This is a genomic window from Paenibacillus sp. J5 (assembly GCF_054955055.1).
Genome location: NZ_JBUEDD010000015.1, coordinates 120,403 through 139,049, shown reverse-complemented (window position 1 = coordinate 139,049; position 18,647 = coordinate 120,403). Strand labels below are relative to the sequence as shown.

The following is an 18,647-nucleotide window of genomic DNA, read 5'->3' as shown; positions in this document are numbered from 1 at the left end:
TTAAGGATGCTCCATAGCAATATGGGGCATCCTTTTTTGGTTCGCACGCGCCGTGATCTTCTATTTGTACGCAAGCGTAAACGGCTGTCGCCGTCATGGACAACTAAGCTTCGTTTCGCGTCGATATAGAAGCGCCTATAATGCGAACAGCACTTATAAATTCTTATTTTATGTGCGGGATTATGCGGAGACCGAAGAAACACAGACTTCAAGGTTTCTTCAGGGAGCGGTTATACCATAGGTGCTGGCCCTGCTGCTACGAAGACGGTATTTGGCAAGCGCTCGTTGAAATCGATGAATTCAAGTATGAAGGTACGGTACCCAAACCCAAGTATCACACAGCGAAGGAAATGGCATCATTCCTGTTAGCTATATGACAGCAACAAGGTAGTCGAACTGGTGGACGGGATGACGTATGAATTTCAATTGCGTGACCCACTCTATCCCTATGTGGTGAGGAACAGAAGACGATGATGGGGGAGTAATTTGATCCAAGTCATAGAGGGGAATTAGGCTGTATCAAACATCAAAAATAAAGAAGGAGAACTCTATATTGGGTTCTCCTCAAAAGTGAGTTGTATACTCCTAAAATTAGTTTTACTAATTCTATTCTACTCCATGCCCGTTATACCGTGAATCTTACGTGCCAGATCGACCTGTTCATGATCTAGTTCGACATGAACTGCGCCACGTCTCCGTTGCTCGCGCCATAGTTCTAGATGTTCTTTGGACTCTAACTTTAGTTCGGCAATCTCGCTCGCACGATCAAACATATATTTCGTTGTATACAGTAGTGTATATATTCCTCTCCCACCCGGCAGAATGGGCGTAGATCGCTGCTGCCACTTTTCAACTGTGAATTTTACATAGAGTTCTTCTTCAGTTCCTTTGCGCGCGGGGCGCTCTCTTATCTCCTTACGCCGAATGATCTGCCAATTAGCAATTCGTCCATACCATTTAATTCCTGCTCCATCACCCTGAGACTCAAACTTCCTCTTAGATTGATACAATGCTATATATTCCAATTGCGTTAAAATCCTATGTTCTGTGATGTTCTTGAGAGGAATGTGGTAAAAGCCATATTTGCGGGCGTCCTCAAGCTGTGATGGCCCCCTTAGAGAACCAACCAATACATTTTTTCCAGTTAACTTATTTTGGTAATATTCCGTTGTCCCCCCCGGTCGAGTCGAGCGCTCGTACGCTTTTTCTGGACTGTCTAGTATAATCTCATCTAAGAACGACTCCACTAGCTTCGTCGCATCTGGTAGAAATGGTAGTGCCCCAACATTAACTAGCTCAATACTTCTGTAAAATGGATGATCGACAAATCTTTCCTCGTCATGATAGGGAAACAACACATATGCCCCAAACATACTACGCTCCAGTTCTCGTCCCTCATCCCTGTCCGCACATACAATGGCGTCTCGATACCGATGCATTGAATTAATATCAGCCTCCTCAGGCCCAGGATATTTATAGTTCCTATGATAGGGTGTACCTTCATAGGCTGGATTCAACCGATATTTTGCATCAAAAATATACTTATATTCTATGGCAGATTCATTCTTCCTCAGAGTCAGAATCGTATCTGGTCGCTGTCCTACTGTTGGTGTCTGATCGCCGCGCGGCAGTGAATTATAGTACAAAGTAAATACTTCTCCATTACTTGGATAGCGATATACGATTTTTGCTTTTTGGGTTTTATCGAGTGTAACAAAGATTCCATGTCTGTTCACTTTAATGAGATCCTGCTGAACAAGCTCGTATTTAATGCTCAGTAGCTCATGTATTTTCAAAAAACACCAATACTCATATAGCTGGGCCAAGTCCTTCATAGAAACTCGGAATAAATCGCTTTGTATCGCCAGACCCTTAATAAGCATCAAGTAGTAACGATACACTTCACGATACCCAGGCGCCATTTGAAGCACCAAAGATACTGAAAACTGACGCATCTCTCCTACATCTAAGAAATCAAGCCGAAGTAAACGATTTAGATGTGCCTGTATGTTGGTTATATGCCGAATAACTACTGGATCATGGTATCGTTCCTTTTCAGAGAGAAGTCTTATTAACAACTGAAGCTTCTTTTTGACCTCTATTAAAACCCATCGTACAAAACGATTCTCATTCGTATCATAATGGATACGCCGCTTTGCTTCTCTTACATGTGTTGGGCTATACTTTTGCCCATGTATGGAAATCAGCCCTCCCTGAGTATCCGCCTGTAAGTATCGTGGGTTACGGCTCAGGTAAGAGATCGTGTGCTTAGCCGTCCTTCGCGCTCGTGCAGCATCAACCATCTGATGCTCTAACCCAAACGCAACATGAGGGGCATGTTGAATACGTTCTACCGCCTGTACAAGTCTCTTAAAGATGTACTGAATAATGGAAAAGTATTCAGTTAAACTCTGACTACTTGTGTAACGTAATCCTGTTAAATGGTAGGTTTTTCGCATAAAATCAAAAGACAGATTATAGATTTGCCGGTTCACATCGCTTAAAATCATCTGATAATCTCGTTTATAATCCATTTTGGACGGAAAAACCTCAAGCTGTACCTGTAGAACAGCTTGTCCATTCCAGAGGATTTCAAACTGTGTGAGTCCAACCTCATTTTGAAATTTTAGTGACCCTGTTAGTAGGCTTGAACCTAGCCGTTTAATAGCGCGCCTTAACTTGGCATTATCATGATGGAAAGATAACTCGGATAGATGAATTTGGCCTGTTCCCTCCACCACCAATATGTATTCCTGTGTCTCAAAAAACACTGGGTACACTACTCCACACTCTTGCCAGTCCTCCATTTCATCGTGTTCGGGATTATAGACCATGACCTTCTCCAGCGGAAGGTTGGCCGATAGAGAGACAATTTGAAGCTGTGCCTGAATCAGTTGCTGCTCTTCTGCCCTGTGTAGTCTCATCATTTCTACCGTAGGGTGAAAGGGCTTACCTTGGATATATACTGTAAAACCACTGGTCTCAATTCGCAACAGCTCTACAGTTTGATCAAGAAAGCCAATAGGAGGTGAACCCATCTTCATCTAACCTCCGTAACATGAATGCTAGTTTGCGTGTTGTGTGAGGATACCTCGCGGCTTGTAAGGCCACCTCCGCCCCCCATCTTTCATATAGTTCCGAGCTATCCTCCATATATTGATGTATAGAGATGCTCTCCCCCGTAGCCTCAGCCAACAGTTGCAGCAACACACGTTTGACAGAAATACTGCTTCCCTGTATGCGCGGCAGAATTTTCTGGAGAAGTTGCAGATCGACCGCCTCGTCTTCACGGAGAAGGTTAAACCTTTTGTTATAAGTAGCATAGAAGCATACCGCATCTCGAATACGGAAACCTACATGGGAATGAATCTGCTCTAATATCCCATTAATCGTTGTTAACTTCTCTGTTATACGGTGAACCAATTCCTGCTCCTTGACATACATATCCACCAGTTGTATATATTCGCTACGAAGAAATGAGTTCGGTAATGGAGAGGGAGCTTGTTCGTACCCATTTTTATCTTTGTCATGATTGACTACTTCGGGAAACTGTTGCAGATTAATATCATTGAATTCAATGGTATTGGCTCTATCCAGTACCTTCTTACTGAAAGGATGAGTCGTCTCGTCCATATTCACCGTTCCAATGAGGTACACATTATCCGGTAAGCTCAAATTCCCATACTCCTTCTGATCCTCGCCTTCCACACTATTAGCCTGTATCAGCGGACGAGTCACAATTCGATTCTGCTCCCATTCCTGTGTTTCAAGAATACTTAACAGATCGCTAAAGTAATACTCCACCCTCGCCAAATTCATCTCATCTAAACAGATAAAGTAAGGCCTATGGCTATTACTCGGTTTAGCGGCCTCTACCAACACTGTCGTTAACCGACCAGGACGAAATCTTCCTGACAAGTCTTTATACCCCAACAGATCAGAAGGATCACTCCAATCAGGTCTTACGGGGATTAATGTGAATTGCTGATTATCTTTTGTTGCACCCACAGCCTCAGCGAACAGTTGCACTAGCTTCGTTTTGCCCGTTCCTGATACTCCGGCAAGAATAACAAACGGTTTTGCTTTCAGGGATAAATAAAAGTTTTCAACTAAGTAGTCCGGAAAATGGAATCCTCTGTGGCGAATATAGGTCTTAATCTGTGCTATTGCCTGTTGAACGTGATCATCATCTATCGGCTGGAGCAAGTCTGTCTCACCTTCTTCAGAAAGGGGTTGTATATGTGTATCAAAAAGGGTGAATGATGGCCAACTAACTTCCGGTGATTTCGATTGAATGAGCCGGAGCCCATCATGGGTAAAACGAAATAGATAGCCTTGCTTCACACCAGCAGACGAATGTATCGGCCCATGATGAATATCAAGTCTCATGATTTCTTGAGCAAATTCGGTCAGTGGTATCGGGGGAGCCAAGGGAAAGTAACGCAAACTCACCAATCTGCCCTCTTCCTCCCATGCTGAATTCGAAAGCGACTCGGGCTTCGATGCCCGTTGGACATCTGCTACAGCCCGACTTACATAATGAAGATTCCCACTAGCATAATGGAGCACAATATCCCCATCTCTTACCTCGTCCATCGTATCCCAATGGTATTGAGACCTTCCTCCCTTACCGGACAGTGGCGCCCACATGAATTGCCCTGCATGCTCCTCGCTAAGTGTCGCCCCCTGATTCACCCACCAGATGTTAGGCAACTGATTGTCGAGAGATTGTAAGGGAATTAACCTCATTTCATATACATAAGGCTCCTGAGTTCGGTAGAACTCAACATATTCAGCTAGCTCATCAGGAACCTTGATTTGCGTTCGACTGTCACCATTCTGGTCTTGCGGCCTGAGTCTCTGAATATATTGATATGTTGCTCGAAACGTTGATTTCATCAGTTGTTTTAATTCTTCATTATGATAACGTAATTGAAACGTCTGGCGCTTAACCGAAGATTGATCGACGTTACGTAGCGCTGCCCGGAACGTCTGACCTTCGCAAAGCAAGGTCACAGCTTCTCCACTTCCTGACTCAATTTCCTTTCCCCCGTTTGCCTGAATGAAAAATGCTTTGAAATTGTCCGGTATCGTCGTTCCATACTTAAACATCGACCAATCAATTGTCTTCCGACCGATTAGATTAGGAACCGTATCATCATGAGTCCAACTTCTGTTAATTGTTATCATTTAATCCCTCTATTCTGCCTCTAGTCTAAGGATAGGTTACTAGAAGTTTTCAACGAAAGTATCAAGAATCCTTTTTGCGGGGAGGCAAAAGTGAAAGACTTCAGTCACAAAGAAGTTAGAGGGATATTCCATTTTAGCATTTACAATACATATTGGAAGATTATAGAATGATTGTAACTCTACTGAAAGGTGGCATAATATATCAAGCTAGTCAGGAAGATGCTCTTGAGCAGCATCGCAGTGCTTGTCGCTTTGCCTCTGCTATACGTTGGACCACAGGACATCACCGCCGCTGCGACGCCAACAGTGAAGGAGATTAGCGTGGCTCTGCCGCTGCGCGAAGGCAAGTTAATGGAGGAAGACCGAATTCGTCAGCTCGCTAACGTACATATCGATCATTATTTGGCACAGGACATGCAGACTCATGGCATGCAGCTTCGCACGGCCGACACTTTCCTGGACGTGTATGATGTGAGCGGCAATCTGTTCGCCTATCTTGTTCCTCTATTGGATGGAGCCGTCGAGGTGGGATATATTACGATTGGCGCTCTGGAGGACGGCTATGACGCCTATGATATTTTCATCGGCGACGGCGTCGTTGATCAGCTCCGGGCACAGTTGAAGGAGAAGAGCCAGGGTGCAGAGGCTCAGCTCGTATTGATCCCCCCTATGCAATACCTCATCAAGTCTCTTGCTGCAGGCTCCGAGACCTTTACATCGGTTACCTTGGATGAGAATCGACCGCCAGAGGATGTGACGGATCGAGTCCAGGACAATCGCGCGGAGATTAATCATCTCTACTCCCTGATCCGCAGCGAGGAGAATCGCCTGCACATAGAGCAAAATTCGGCAATGAACGCTGCGGGGAGCTTCACGGGAGAGAGAGCTTCCGTAGAAGCTTCAGCGGTAGTGATGGCTGCCGTGACGAAGGAGGATTATGCCCTCTCTACCGAACGCAATTTCGACAATTTCGTGCCCGTGGAGTATACAACAGGCCGCTACAGCTACGGCGGCAATCAGATGTGGTGGCCGGACGGCGGGCAGAAGGAGAATCGGGGCTGTGGCCCTGTAGCCGCGGCGAACATTACAGCCTATCTGGCGAAGGTTACGAACCCGAGCAAATATGGAAAGCTGTACACGAAATCGATTACGAACTATACAGACTTCCTTGGACATATGGATACGATGTATAGTTATATTAGTCCGGGGCCATTCGGAGAGACGTCGGTATCCTCCTTCTCCTCTGCTGTGGAGAAATATGCCAAGGATAAGAATGTGACGTTGAATCGGGTGACGAGCAATGCTTCCTTCACATTGGATAACACTGCTGCTTATGTAAAAGCTGGCTTGGCGCTCAACTCACCAGTAGCCACGCTCAATCTGTCCAAGTTCTCCAACTACCAATATGAATGGCATTGGATGACGATTACCAAATATTATCGCGACACGAACGACAATCGCTGGATCGCTGTCTCCACCTGGGGACAACGGCGCAGTATCAATTATCGCACTCATTTTAACGCTATCGACTCGTTCTTCTCGCTGGGGGGAGGGTTCATGTATTTTAAATAGTCGAATCAGCGCAAGAAATATCCGATGGGTGACGCTGCTTGCTGGATGTGTAATTCTGGGGGGCTGCATGTCGCATACAAAGCTGAGCAGTCCTTCATTGGCTGCATTCCAGGCAGAGATCAAGGAGGCTGTGCCGGAGATCGCCTCCTTGCAGACCGTTGCGCAGCCGACGCGTGTTCTATTCCGATACGGATTCCGGGCGGAGCCAGATAAGAGCATCCGCCTGGACATCGTGCAGCGGACGGATCGCTATATGGACACCGAGGCCTTTCAATCGGAGGTGTTGGCCTCCTATTACAAGTCCTATAGCAAGGAGGAGCACATTCCGCCCGATATTGCACTTCCGATGGATACCGACCTTGACGGTGAGGCAGACTTTGAATATTTCGCCGCGCTGAACGAAGACGGGGATTGGGTCTGGTGGTACAGTGATTACAAGAACAAGCCTGAGAGAGTGGAGCTTCCCTAAGCGAGACGACGGATGCCCTTGACAGGCTGGGCTACTCCATCCACATGGACGGGGATACGGGGGAAGTCCCTGCTCATTCAGGACTCCCCGTTATTCCTGTGCCCCATTATACTTTACGTACTGCGAACCACAGTTCAACGTAGTTAAGACCCTCTTTAGCGCCGTACATCTCGAACTCTAGCCCATCTACCTGTTCATAGCCAGCCGTTGGGAGCCATTCCGTATAGAAGCGTTTGTACAGGGTCTCGATTGTCTCACCGAACCGATCCCAAGGATGCGGCTCTGAGGGGAAAATGACCCACGTATGTGCGGGAATCGTAACTGTAGTGTATCCTTCGGTGGTGCTGGCGTTCTCCTTGAAGGCGCAGAGCATATACGGGAATGTGTCTGGTCCGGTATTTCGGTAGCTGCACAATGCATGCACGGAATGCAACTCTTGACTGACATACGGAGGCAAATTCCCCGCACACGCTTCGAGCCGCTTCACATCGCCGTTCGCTAAGCTTTGTTCCCATAGTTTGGCCGGCGTCTCTAGCCCTTGTCCTCCCCCGTCAACATGAAAGATACCCTCAATGCCGAACACTTCAAAGCTTCCCTTCGTTTCCAACCGATAGTTCATCGCCTCTGCTCCTTTGATCGTGATAAGGAAGGATAGACGGGGGTAGGCTTTGAGCTCCCTCCCTTCCCCACGAGCCATGGTCGGGGTGATGCCATGCAGTGCATAGAAAGCTCGCGCAAAGGAGACGGGCGATTCATAACCATACTTTAGAGCGATATCGATCACCTTTGCCAAATTGTCGCCCTGCAATTCGAGCGCTGCAAGTGTCAGTCGTCTTCGCCGAATATACTCTGCCAGCGTCACATTCGTAATGAATGAGAACATTCGTTGAAATTGGTAGGACGAGCAGCACGCCACACGAGCCGCCTCCTTCAATTCAATCTCCCCGCTCAGATTCGCCTCGATGTAATCCACTGCCCGATTCATCCGCTCTAGCCACTCCATCTCATTCCCTCCTCTCATATCCAAGTATAAATGAGGCGAAACATCGTATCGCAACGATTCGTGCCCGAATAAGTTGCTGCCCTCGAATTACACAGCCGTATACCCGCCATCTACCATCAGACTCGTTCCTGTTATGAAGGAGGCATCGTCGCTCGCCAAGAACAGAACCGCTTTTCCTACCTCTTCAGGCGTTCCCAGTCTTCCTACTGGATGCTGCGCCTGCAAGTAACGGAGCACTTCTTCCGGTAATCCGCCGATAAGAGGGGTTTCAACATAACCCGGACAGACGGTATTGACACGGATACCCTGGGCAGCATAGGCCGTAGCCGTGGTTCTTGTTAGCATATGAACACCTCCCTTGGCGGAAGCATATGCCGCTACACGGGCTTTCCCTACGAAGCTATGAACCGAGCCGCAATTCACGATGGCCCCGCCACCGCCCTGGAGCAGCATCTGCTTAATGGCATGCTTATTGCACAGAAATACACCGGATAGATTCACCTGGATGATTTTCTGCCACATATCGTAATCCACCTGATCCGTCGGCCCGTCGCTTGCCACTCCTGCATTGGCAAACAGTATATCCAGTCTACCATAATGACGAACGGTTGCCTCCAGCATCTGCATCACAGATTCTTCATGGGTCACATCGGTTTGTAGAAACAGGCTGTCGTGCCCCCTCTCAAGGAGAGACCGGGATATATTCTCTCCTTGAGGAGAGCAATCGGCTATAACAACCTTGCCCCCTTCCTCTGCAAACAACCGTGCGGTTGCCTCCCCAATTCCGCCTGCTCCACCGGTTACAATAACGACTTTACCTTGAAATCTCTTCTTCATCATTCCGAACTCCTCCTAATAAATCTAACTAGTTATTTATATTTAAGGATATAAAAAGCCTTCCCCCTCTACAGCAGGGATGGCTCCATTAACCCATAAATCACGATATGGACTAGCTGCTCTACATATTGATCCTGTGATATATGCCATGGCAAGGTACTCGTATTTTCGTTCAGGCGTTGATAGGATTGTACAAAGGGAATAACCAGGTTCATCAGTACAATGGGCACCATGATCGGTTCAACTTCCTTACGTATCAACCCGTTCTCCTTTGCAGCTTCAGCAATTCGGCAAAACAAGATCATATCATCAGGTGAATACGAAATGGATTTCCATACTTTCCACCCTTCTGCGGCTTCCCATACATATATTTTTAAATATCTCGGATGATCCAATAAAAACTGAAAGGAGCTCCGTATGACGGCTTCCAGCATGAGACGGAATTTAGATGGGTCCGAGGTTGTGGATGAGTCGGCCAAGGTTTCCCCTAGCAGGCCCTCGAACAGGGTATTGCCGAGCTGATCCGCCCGCTTGATCACTCCGGTGTACAATCCCTGCTTGTCCTGAAAGTATTGGTAGATGAGGCTTTTGTTATATCCAGATAAGCTCGCTATCGCATCGATACGGGTGGCCGAATAGCCATGCTCGGCAAACATCTCCTCCGCTGCATCTAGAATCACTTCTCTTGTGCGGACGGCGTCATAGGTCTTCTTTTTATTCTTTCTTTCCATGTTCGCACACAACTCCAATAATTTTAACTAACTAGTTAGATTGTACATGCCCACCTTTTCGAAGTCAACCCCTGGATGAGCTGCCATACGCTCCCATCCATACGGCTTCGCCACACAGATTAAGAAGGTTCAACTGTCGAGCCTCTCTGCTATATGGTGGAGGGGCGAATTGTCCAATCGTTATGAATGATCCATTATCGGTTGGGGGCATGCGTGGTTCTCGTTGACATTCATGTGCAATTGCAGTAATTTAGTTTAAGTCAAAATAAATCGAGGTGATACGAGAGATGGCTACGGTTAATATGGCTAACGTGACTAAAGTTTTTTCTACCACAGGAGCAGAGGTGCAGGCTTTATCTGACATCAATCTACAGTTGGAGCCTCACGAGTTTGTTGCCATTATTGGCCCCAGCGGTTGTGGGAAGAGTACCCTGCTCAAGATTGTTGCCGGTCTGGACGCGAGCTATAGCGGTTCTGTTGAATTGGACGGAAAACCGATTACAGGGCCGAGTATTGAGAAGGGATTTATTTTTCAGGAGCATCGTTTATTTCCTTGGCTGACCGTTGAGAAGAATATCGCTGCAGACCTGTCGCTGAAAGACCCGAAAGTAAGAAAAGCGGTAGATGACATCATCGAGCTGGTCAAGCTTGGCGGTTTCGAAAAATCGTATCCGAAGGAATTGTCAGGCGGCATGTCACAGCGCGTTGCCATTGCTCGTGCTCTCATTCGCAACCCCAAGGTATTGCTATTAGACGAGCCCTTTGGCGCTCTTGATGCGTTCACCCGTAACCATATGCAAGAGGCGCTGCTAGATATATGGCGCAGTAACCGCACAACAATGCTGCTTGTCACACACGACATCGACGAGGCCATATTCCTTGCGGATCGGATCGTAGTCATGCAGGCAAAACCCGGCAGGATAAAGGAAATGATCCCCATCTCCCTGGAGCATCCCCGCTCTCGCGTATCTGTGGCATTCCTGGATTACCGCAGAAGGGTGTTAGAGGCTTTAAGCGGCTCAGAGCATCTAAACTCCATATAGTTAGCTGAGCTGTCATATAAGTCATCTTATAGACAGCTTTTTGTTTTGCCTCTCAATCTCCACCTGTAAATGCTTGATCAATTCAACGTGAGCCGTTGAGAAATGCTGCCATTTGGAACGAACATACCCGATAGGGATGCCCCTATAATCCAATTCTTTATCCTCCAGAGGTATAGCCACAATATCCCCACTTAGAATCAAGGGGTCATTCAGAATCGTAAATTCCATGAAAATCCCGATGACATCGCCCTCAGCAATCGTTCTTTTCAAGACATCCTGATTTGTAGCAGTGAACATAATATTTACGGGGCCATACTTCTCTTTAATTTGATTCATGGTGCGTTTGGAGAAGCTGCCGTTCACACTGACGAAGGTTTGATTCATCAAATCCGCCACCCGGACTCTGCCCTTCGATGCCAGATGCGAGTTCCGATTGACACATACCACCAATCTCGTCTCCAGCAAAGTAGTCATCCACAGATCCTTCTTATACTGATCAGCATGCCAGGCGTTGAAGTAGATCAAGCCCAGATCACTGCGGTCCTCGCGTATATCCTCGATGATCTCTGTAGACTCCTTTTCTGTAATTTCCAGCATGACATACGGGTTCTTGGTTTTGAACGACATGATCGCCGCAGGCAGAATCGATATGAAATTCGGGCTGACCGATAGACGGATTTCGCCATGGATCTGTTCCCGCTGTCCATATACACTATCCTTAAACTCTTGGATCTTCAGCAGAATCTCATTCGCACTCGCTATCAGCACCTTCCCTTTCTCCGTAGGTACGGTTCCATACCTCGTTCTGCGGAATAGCTCAAAGCCGATCTCTTTTTCAAGCTTCATAATCGCTTTACTGATCCCCGCCTGAGAGACATGCAGGTTTTCTGCGGTCGCCGATATGGAGCCTGTCTTCGACACATCAACAATATATTCCATTTGCTCAAAATTCAATTCAATAACCCCGCCTTCCATAACTTTTGGTTATATGAACATTAAACATAGTTATTTTACTATTTTACTCGGATATAGTAAAGTGAGCTTACTACAAGACAAAGGAGTTCATCCCAGATGAAAAGAAAAATAAACGCTCTGCTTCTCACAACGATCAGCCTATTGCTGCTACTTACAGCCTGCGCTAAAGAAAACCCAAAAGACTCGTCCTCATCTACTGCTACAGGGGATCGCCCTGCTGAAAAGATCGCTGTGCAAATCGGGGTACAGCACGCTGTCCATCCTTTGGTGCTGGCACAGCAACAAAAGCGGTTTGAAGAAGAGTTTGCAAAACATAACGCTACGGTCAGTTGGGTGGAGATTCCAGGCGGCCCCGCACAATTCGACGCCATCCTGACCAACCGTCTAGACCTGGCTGTAACCGGAAATACAACCGTCATTACAGGTCAAATATCTGACATTCCCTTCAAGGAAATTGCAGTTGGAAGTACAGGCTCCAAGAACGTGGGTTTGCTGCTACCCAAAAATAGCACCATCCAAGATTTGAGTGAGCTGAAAGGCAAGAAAATCGCCGTAGCCAAAGCAACCGCTGCTTACGACATCGTGTTCAGACTGCTGGACAAAGCCGGACTGACTGCAAATGATGTCGAAATCATTCAATTAAATGCCGACGAAGCCAAGGCTGCATTTGTCAGCGGTTCCGTAGACGCTTGGGGCATCGGTGAGCCGTATCTCTCTACTGCCGTTGTAGATGAGGGCGCGAAGGTTCTGGCCGATGGGTCTACTATTAATTATGTTAGCCCGTCTTTCCATATTGTGCGTACCAAATTCGCTGACGAGCATCCAGAGCTCGTGGTGGCCTACCTGAAGGTGCTGGGCAGAACACTGGAATGGCAGGACGAGCATGTGGATGAGGCTGTTAAGCTTTATTCTGAGGGCACCAAGCTGAATGCGGAGGTTGTCAAATCAGTTATTTCCAATGTCCAGTTCGCAACGGTACCCGTATCCGACAATTACATTGCGTCTCAAAGCGAATTATCTGAATTCTTGTTAAAAGAGAAAGCTGTTAACAAAGCTGTCGATCCTTCACTGGTCGTTGATAACAGCTTCATCGATCAGGCGATCAAAGAATTGAAAGCTGAAAAATAAGACGACAGAGGTGAGGCAGATGAGCACGGTCACAATTTCAATAGAAGAGCTGAAGGAGCTGGGCAAGAAGGTGCTGTTGAAGCACGGAGCCACAGCGTATGAAGCTGAGATCATTACTCATGATTATCTGGATGCTGACCTAAGAGGACATTCCTCACACGGCTTTACTTTCTTCAAACAACTGGTCGGCTCCTTCGAAGGACGGGGCAAGTATACTGCAGACCCGATTGAAGGCTCTTACTTGCATATTAACGGGAACTTTGATCTTGGTCACACCGTAGCTCGCGTGGCGATAGACCTTGCGCTACCGCACCTTGCTGAACGCAAAATCATGACCATCGGATTAACAGACATCTCCCGTTTTAACACGGCCGGTGTCATTGCCAGATATGGAGCTCAACAAGGCGCCATCACCATCATCTCTGCCTACGGGGGGATGAGCGTTATGGCTCCTCCTGGGGGGAAAGGAGCAGCAGTGAACAATACTCCGCTTGCCATTGCCGTGCCGCATACCGACCCTATGTTTGTGTTGGATATGGCGTTGTCCGAACGGGCCTGGGGACATATCAGCATCGCTAAATTCAAAGGGGAGTCGATTCCTGAAGAATGGGGCGTGAATGAGGAGGGCCAACACACCCGTCATGCTGCAGATGTGAAATGGCTCTCCCCTATCGGCGGATACAAAGGTTTCGGACTGGCCTTAGCGCTGGAAATATTAAGCGGAGCACTCGTCAATGTTCCGATTGGGGCGAAAGGCCTCAAGAAAAATCGCGGGGCCCTGATCCAGTTAATCGATCCTACCATCTTTGGCCACACCACAGAATCCTTCAAGGAGCAAGTAGCCTGCTTCCTGCAGGAGCTTCAGGGCATCCCGCTTGTCGAGGGAAATGATGCCCCCATCCTGTATCCGGGTCAAGCATCGGAGCAGCGGTATCGTGAAGCGCTGGCGGCCGGGGTGGTAACCCTGCATCATTCTGCGATCGATTACTTGCGTAGCGAACTATGAAAAATTCAAATCCCTATATCAAATATCTCTACGGCGCATTGTTCCCCTTAGCAATCATAGTAGTGTGGCAGTTGATTGGGTCGCTCAAGCTTCTGCCTCCCCAATTGCTTCCTACGCCGCTGCTCATTGCGGAAAGCTTTATCGAGCTGCTCTCGAGCGGAGTGCTCATCACCAATATGGTCGTTAGCCTGAACCGGGCACTGATCGGCTTTCTGGTGGGCGGGACACTTGGCATCACGCTAGGATTATTAGTCGGCTTTTACAGAAGAACCGAATGGACCTTAGACCCCACTCTACAGATGATTCGCACCGTTCCCCATCTGGCTATAATGCCGCTTTTTATTTTGTGGTTCGGATTTGGGGAGCTATCCAAGGTGCTGTTGATCGCAATGGGTGCCTTCTTTCCGATCTATCTGAATACTTATATGGGAATTCGCGGCGTCGATTCCAAACTATTCGAAGTGTCGAGAGTCCTTGAATTCAGCAAATACAAGCAGATTACCAAGGTCATCTTGCCTGCCGCAATGCCCAATCTACTGCTCGGCATCCGTCTATCTCTGGGAACCGCCTGGCTTAGCCTGATTGTGGCGGAGCTGATGGGAGCCAATACCGGTGTAGGCTATATGATCTCGGATGCCCGCCAATTTGCTCAAACGGATGTTGTTTTTGTCGGTATTGTCATTTTTGCAGTCGTGGGCAAGCTCACCGATTCACTGGTTCGCAAGCTGGAGACCCGTCTGCTGCGCTGGAGAGATAACTTTAATGGATAGACAGGAATTTCATCAGGTTCTGTACTGAATGATGTGCCCATCAATGCAGTGGCACGCGATACACCCCCGTGCTGCCTCCCGGTGCTGTGCCTAGATATAAATATCCATTATGGTTGACGGCTGTCGTTACGCCGTACAGCTTGCCTTGCGGGTCATGCCAGCTTCCGATAAGCTCTCCCTGCGGGCTAAGCTCTACAGCCAGCCCATGCTTCTCCGGCGCACTTGCTCCACTGAGCAGCGACTCCGGCAATTTGGCCATCGTGCGAGCCAGCCACGGATTGCTATGCATCTGGTCTACAAAAGATAGGCGCGTCGTGAAGATACCGACCCAGAAATGACCCTGCTCATCTCGCGTAATATTGTCTGGAAAACCAGCAAGATTGTCTGCGAATATATCCGTGGTCCCTTTCTTAGGCCCTGTCAACCAGTATCGGGTTAACTGGTAATGATACGTCTCCGCCACAAGGACAAAATCTTCATCCGCTGACAAGGCCACTCCGTTTGCAAAATACAGATTTTCTAACAAGACACTCGTTTGCTTCGTCTTGGGATCGTACTTCAGCAGCCGTCCATGGGGCTTGTTCTCGGCAATTTCCCTGAAGGTCACTCGGCCATAATTCGACGTGTCTGTGAAATAAATCGTGCCATCCTTGGCAATGGCCAGCTCATTGGCCAGATAGATCGGCGTGCCATCTACTTCATCCGCCAATACCTCTATGCTGCCTGATGGATGAATGGAGAGCAAGCCTCTCTTCACATCGGCGACGATCAAATTGCCATTGGCGTCGAATTCAAGTCCATTAGGTGTCCCGTTGGTATCTGCGAATAGTTGGGTATCCTGAGGATTCCCCTGCGCATCAAAGGACACCTTATAAATTTTCCCGTCGGAGTCTCCTGTGTAGAGCTGACCCTCTTCATCGAAGGTGATGAATTCAGGGAATTGAGGAGCATCCGTAACAAGCTGTGCCGAGCTGAGCTTATCATTTTGCTTCCACGGGCCGGGCTGATCAAATGAAGGAGGCGTTGGCGCAACCCAATGAGCGGGTTCAATTGGTGAAGGCAGCAGCATAAACACGAGTACTCCAAGCACGAGTAACCCGAGCAGCGATAGCCCCCATCTGCTCAGCCTCACGCGCAGGGAGCGTCTACGATTAGACACCCCCTCCGTAGATGTAATGGTTTGAACATTTGAATTCGACATATTGTATCTCCCTTTCATAGGTTAATGTAATAGCGGCAGCCTGGTGCAATGCTACTTCGATGAGGATCACCAGACGCCAAAGCTTCGACCGGCCCTTTGCATGATCAGGCCATGGATACTAGGGACAGTGTTGGAACATTCATCTTGATGTGATGGACGTGGACGTTCATTTACGTTGAAGGGCTCTATCTCTACCTCCTGTGAATACCATGTTTTAATTAAGAAACAGTGTTACCTAATGAATCCATTGTATTCATACCCTTTCAGAAAGTCAATAGCCCTCCACATTTGTTGGAGAGCTGCTGTCTCATTGACAAGCGACCAACTACTGTATACAATTTCTTGCAAGCGTAATCCAGTGTAACGAATGTCATCCTCCTTGACAGGTCAGCTTTATTTCGCGTAGAAGTAGAAGATGATATAGGCTTACTTCAATTGGGTTTCTGACGATAACTTGATACAGAAGGTGATGATGATGAGCGATCAAGATAATAACGCCAATGCGAATTCGCGTGTATTGAAAACCTACCAGGAAGCTCGCTTGCAAAATATTGAGAATCTCCGCAAGCATGTTGTCGATGCGGCAGCAACGCTCTTGCAGGAGGAGGGACCCGAAGCGGTTACGGTACGTAAGGTAGCGCAGAAAATGGGCTGCTCGACCAAAATTATATATAACTTATTTGTCAATAAAGAGGGCTTGGCTCAGCAATTATATCTGGATGGCTGCAAGCTGCTCGCTAACGAATTGGAGAGTGCTCCGCCGGCAGATCATCCGGCTCAGCATTTGCACAATCTGGGCGAAGCCTTCTGGCAATTCGGGCAGCGCCACTCCAGCTACTATAAGCTGATGTTCGGAGGGGCATTTGCAGATTTTAAACCAGATGAGGACAGCTTGAACGGCACGGTAACGGCCATGAAGCAATTATTGGCCGTCATCCAAGAGGCGCAGCAGCAAGGTCTCATCTCCGACCACTACGATACGGAAGTCATTATCCGTGTATTCTGGGCCTCGCTCCATGGCGTGATTCACCTGTACATGGGGGGACATCTGGGGGATGTACGCTCGGCACATATCGTGTACGAGCAAACCTTATCCTTCATTATTCGCTCCTTATTGCCGCAGGAGGCTTAACGTTGCCTCCTTCTCTTCATGCCAATCCTTCTCTTCGTTCATGGCAAGCGTAAACGGCTGCTGCCCCCTTGGCAGGGATAGCTTCGTTTCGCGTAGATATAAACCCTGCACGATGGGCAACGTAAAGAAGAAACCGCTTCTGGCGGCGTGGTGGTCAAGTCACCCCGCCAGGAAGAATTGGTTTCTTGGATTCATCCGTATATCGCAAGTCAGCTTCGCTGTAACAGTGTCGCGCTGTTGCGGTCAGGTAGGTGAGCTAATCGCCTGTCGAGTAATGCCATATACGTTCGTCTTCCCTCCCCGTCCGAGGGGCTCGGCTCCAAATCCAGCCGGCAATTGCTCCCCGACGATGGGAAGCTGCGCGAGTTGTAAGCCGTCCGTATCCAGGACGTAGACTCGCCTCGCTATTCGCAGCAGCTCATCCATCAGTTGCGCCAGCAATGTCATCGGGATTACCTTCCATGCATCGGTAATGACGGCCGTCTCATACGTGTACTCCTCACAGAAATTGACGAAGCCTGCCTTGTAGGCAGTATGAAGGCTCGGCCAATGCTCGCGGAGAACCTCGGCGTTGCGTTGATTCAACACGAATACATCTGTGGCATTCAGCCTTGCGGCTAGCTGAGGCGACACATAGCCGACCGCCAATCGTCGTCCTGTCACTGAGGCATGGATGCCAGATAGCTCTATATGCTCATAATCCTGCGGAAGATAAGCATCCGCAGCATTGAGCTGCCCCAGCAGCAGCTCATAATTAAAATTCTCGCCTACATAAGATAATTCAACCGGTAGCTCTTGATGGAGCCTGACAAAATGCAAATGATTATGGCGGTTCGTCATCTGAACCGGATGAAACTGCTCATGAGGCAAATGAAGGGCACGGAGCGACGGATCTGCACGGAAATGAACGCCCGTCTTCCACAATCGATAGCCCAATTCGACATCCTCATGCCCCCAGCCATGAAAGGATTCATCAAATCCGCCCACTTGCCGGAGCAGCACGGTCTCGACAGTTACCATGCTTGTCCAAAAATAACTCCAAGGGGCCGCGCTTCGGTTCATGTCATATTCATAGAAATCGAACTGCAGTTGCCTGGAATCAGGATACGCTCTCAACATCGGATTGCTCAGGCAAGCCTCAGGGTGCTCGGACTGGGCAATCGGCTGCAAGTATTTCGCAATCGGATGCTGATCATCCTTCTGGTTCATGCCGTGCACAGTTCCTAGACCTACAGTGCCCGCATAGCGACGATGAAAGGAGATGACGTTATGAATGAGATCCGAGCCGATCAGCACCCCGGTATCCATATACATACAGATCTCATGCTTAGCCAGATGAAGCCCCATGTTACGCGCCGTCCCCGCCCTGAAGCCCATATCCTTCTGATAGCAATACCTTAGATCCAGGGACTGTTCAAAGGAGCAGGCTACCTCCTTCGTATCATCGCTCGATCCATCGTCGCAGACGATCACCTCAAATAAAGAGGCGTCTGCCTCTTGATGCTGCAAGCATAGCAAGGTTCGCTTCAGCAAGTCCGATTGGTTATAAGTCGGAATCACAACAGTAACTCCCATGCAGCCATCCCCCCT

Annotated in this window: 15 protein-coding genes and 1 pseudogene; 8 read left to right on the top strand and 8 right to left on the bottom strand. The window is 48.2% G+C overall.

Going from position 1 to position 18,647, the window contains the following annotated elements:
- Nucleotides 1-169: 169 nt before the first annotated feature.
- Nucleotides 170-474, top strand: a pseudogene (locus ACY1JZ_RS23665) (SDR family NAD(P)-dependent oxidoreductase); the annotation flags it as partial.
- A gap of 137 nt (nt 475-611) precedes the next feature.
- Here the strand turns inward: ACY1JZ_RS23665 and ACY1JZ_RS23660 are convergent.
- Together ACY1JZ_RS23660 and ACY1JZ_RS23655 are read right to left on the bottom strand one after the other, a co-directional pair.
- Nucleotides 612-3,044: a DUF2357 domain-containing protein gene (locus ACY1JZ_RS23660; protein WP_462631196.1), complete on the bottom strand. Its 2,433-nt coding sequence runs from the start codon at nt 3,042-3,044 to the stop codon at nt 612-614.
- On the bottom strand, nt 3,010-5,190 hold the full coding sequence (locus tag ACY1JZ_RS23655; protein ID WP_462631194.1) for an McrB family protein: 2,181 nt from the start codon (nt 5,188-5,190) through the stop codon (nt 3,010-3,012). Before ACY1JZ_RS23655 ends, ACY1JZ_RS23660 begins: the two co-directional genes overlap by 35 nt.
- Before the next feature lie 225 nt (nt 5,191-5,415).
- Here ACY1JZ_RS23655 and ACY1JZ_RS23650 point away from each other — a divergent pair, with 225 nt between their 5' ends.
- Nucleotides 5,416-6,762 carry a hypothetical protein gene (locus ACY1JZ_RS23650; RefSeq protein ID WP_462631192.1) on the top strand — a complete coding sequence of 449 codons (1,347 nt, stop codon included), beginning with the start codon at nt 5,416-5,418 and terminating at the stop codon, nt 6,760-6,762.
- A gap of 67 nt (nt 6,763-6,829) precedes the next feature.
- Complete coding sequence (locus ACY1JZ_RS23645; protein WP_462631191.1) at nt 6,830-7,231, top strand: hypothetical protein; 402 nt, start codon at nt 6,830-6,832, stop codon at nt 7,229-7,231.
- A gap of 106 nt (nt 7,232-7,337) precedes the next feature.
- Here the strand turns inward: ACY1JZ_RS23645 and ACY1JZ_RS23640 are convergent, their stop codons facing one another.
- The 3 genes from ACY1JZ_RS23640 to ACY1JZ_RS23630 all read right to left on the bottom strand — a co-directional run bounded on the left by ACY1JZ_RS23640 (nt 7,338) and on the right by ACY1JZ_RS23630 (nt 9,802).
- Nucleotides 7,338-8,234 (bottom strand): AraC family transcriptional regulator, encoded by an 897-nt coding sequence (locus ACY1JZ_RS23640; protein ID WP_462631190.1) that lies wholly within the window; start codon nt 8,232-8,234, stop codon nt 7,338-7,340.
- An 87-nt stretch (nt 8,235-8,321) separates the two neighbouring features.
- Nucleotides 8,322-9,071, bottom strand: coding sequence for an SDR family NAD(P)-dependent oxidoreductase (locus tag ACY1JZ_RS23635; RefSeq protein ID WP_462631199.1), 750 nt, complete (start codon nt 9,069-9,071; stop codon nt 8,322-8,324).
- A 68-nt stretch (nt 9,072-9,139) separates the two neighbouring features.
- Nucleotides 9,140-9,802 (bottom strand): TetR/AcrR family transcriptional regulator, encoded by a 663-nt coding sequence (locus ACY1JZ_RS23630; RefSeq protein ID WP_462631189.1) that lies wholly within the window; start codon nt 9,800-9,802, stop codon nt 9,140-9,142.
- Between the two features lie 287 nt (nt 9,803-10,089).
- Between ACY1JZ_RS23630 and ACY1JZ_RS23625 the strand changes: the two genes are divergently transcribed.
- Nucleotides 10,090-10,845: an ABC transporter ATP-binding protein gene (locus ACY1JZ_RS23625; RefSeq protein WP_462631187.1), complete on the top strand. Its 756-nt coding sequence runs from the start codon at nt 10,090-10,092 to the stop codon at nt 10,843-10,845.
- A 21-nt stretch (nt 10,846-10,866) separates the two neighbouring features.
- Here ACY1JZ_RS23625 and ACY1JZ_RS23620 read toward each other — a convergent pair whose 3' ends face one another.
- A complete protein-coding gene (locus tag ACY1JZ_RS23620; protein WP_462631186.1) occupies nt 10,867-11,799 on the bottom strand; it encodes a LysR family transcriptional regulator in 933 nt (310 codons plus the stop codon).
- Nucleotides 11,800-11,916: 117 nt separating this feature from the next.
- On the opposite strand from ACY1JZ_RS23620, the gene ACY1JZ_RS23615 reads away from it, so the two are divergent.
- From ACY1JZ_RS23615 to ACY1JZ_RS23605, 3 genes are read left to right on the top strand one after another with little or no spacing between them, the layout of a single operon-like run.
- Nucleotides 11,917-12,948: an aliphatic sulfonate ABC transporter substrate-binding protein gene (locus ACY1JZ_RS23615; protein WP_462631185.1), complete on the top strand. Its 1,032-nt coding sequence runs from the start codon at nt 11,917-11,919 to the stop codon at nt 12,946-12,948.
- Between the two features lie 19 nt (nt 12,949-12,967).
- The gene (locus ACY1JZ_RS23610; protein WP_462631184.1) at nt 12,968-13,954 is read left to right on the top strand and encodes an Ldh family oxidoreductase; all 987 of its coding nucleotides are present in this window, start codon (nt 12,968-12,970) and stop codon (nt 13,952-13,954) included.
- Nucleotides 13,951-14,724: an ABC transporter permease gene (locus tag ACY1JZ_RS23605; RefSeq protein WP_462631182.1), complete on the top strand. Its 774-nt coding sequence runs from the start codon at nt 13,951-13,953 to the stop codon at nt 14,722-14,724. The genes ACY1JZ_RS23610 and ACY1JZ_RS23605 overlap by 4 nt, the downstream gene beginning before the upstream one ends.
- 40 nt (nt 14,725-14,764) lie before the next feature.
- Here the strand turns inward: ACY1JZ_RS23605 and ACY1JZ_RS23600 are convergent, their stop codons facing one another.
- On the bottom strand, nt 14,765-15,925 hold the full coding sequence (locus ACY1JZ_RS23600; RefSeq protein WP_462631181.1) for an SMP-30/gluconolactonase/LRE family protein: 1,161 nt from the start codon (nt 15,923-15,925) through the stop codon (nt 14,765-14,767).
- Between the two features lie 475 nt (nt 15,926-16,400).
- Here ACY1JZ_RS23600 and ACY1JZ_RS23595 point away from each other — a divergent pair, with 475 nt between their 5' ends.
- Complete coding sequence (locus ACY1JZ_RS23595) at nt 16,401-17,057, top strand: TetR/AcrR family transcriptional regulator (RefSeq protein ID WP_462631180.1); 657 nt, start codon at nt 16,401-16,403, stop codon at nt 17,055-17,057.
- A gap of 243 nt (nt 17,058-17,300) precedes the next feature.
- Here the strand turns inward: ACY1JZ_RS23595 and ACY1JZ_RS23590 are convergent, their stop codons facing one another.
- A complete protein-coding gene (locus ACY1JZ_RS23590; protein ID WP_462631179.1) occupies nt 17,301-18,632 on the bottom strand; it encodes a glycosyltransferase in 1,332 nt (443 codons plus the stop codon).
- Nucleotides 18,633-18,647 lie beyond the last annotated feature (15 nt).

What these genes read in the sequence shown, in the direction of transcription:
- ACY1JZ_RS23600 (WP_462631181.1), bottom strand. Translation starts at nt 15,925, where the DNA reads ATGTCGAATTCAAATGTTCAAACCATTACATCTACGGAGGGGGTGTCT.
- ACY1JZ_RS23645 (WP_462631191.1), top strand. Translation starts at nt 6,830, where the DNA reads ATGTCGCATACAAAGCTGAGCAGTCCTTCATTGGCTGCATTCCAGGCA.
- ACY1JZ_RS23635 (WP_462631199.1), bottom strand. Translation starts at nt 9,071, where the DNA reads ATGAAGAAGAGATTTCAAGGTAAAGTCGTTATTGTAACCGGTGGAGCA.
- ACY1JZ_RS23605 (WP_462631182.1), top strand. Translation starts at nt 13,951, where the DNA reads ATGAAAAATTCAAATCCCTATATCAAATATCTCTACGGCGCATTGTTC.
- ACY1JZ_RS23655 (WP_462631194.1), bottom strand. Translation starts at nt 5,190, where the DNA reads ATGATAACAATTAACAGAAGTTGGACTCATGATGATACGGTTCCTAAT.
- ACY1JZ_RS23610 (WP_462631184.1), top strand. Translation starts at nt 12,968, where the DNA reads ATGAGCACGGTCACAATTTCAATAGAAGAGCTGAAGGAGCTGGGCAAG.
- ACY1JZ_RS23590 (WP_462631179.1), bottom strand. Translation starts at nt 18,632, where the DNA reads ATGGGAGTTACTGTTGTGATTCCGACTTATAACCAATCGGACTTGCTG.
- ACY1JZ_RS23640 (WP_462631190.1), bottom strand. Translation starts at nt 8,234, where the DNA reads ATGGAGTGGCTAGAGCGGATGAATCGGGCAGTGGATTACATCGAGGCG.
- ACY1JZ_RS23595 (WP_462631180.1), top strand. Translation starts at nt 16,401, where the DNA reads ATGAGCGATCAAGATAATAACGCCAATGCGAATTCGCGTGTATTGAAA.
- ACY1JZ_RS23615 (WP_462631185.1), top strand. Translation starts at nt 11,917, where the DNA reads ATGAAAAGAAAAATAAACGCTCTGCTTCTCACAACGATCAGCCTATTG.
- ACY1JZ_RS23625 (WP_462631187.1), top strand. Translation starts at nt 10,090, where the DNA reads ATGGCTACGGTTAATATGGCTAACGTGACTAAAGTTTTTTCTACCACA.
- ACY1JZ_RS23630 (WP_462631189.1), bottom strand. Translation starts at nt 9,802, where the DNA reads ATGGAAAGAAAGAATAAAAAGAAGACCTATGACGCCGTCCGCACAAGA.
- ACY1JZ_RS23660 (WP_462631196.1), bottom strand. Translation starts at nt 3,044, where the DNA reads ATGAAGATGGGTTCACCTCCTATTGGCTTTCTTGATCAAACTGTAGAG.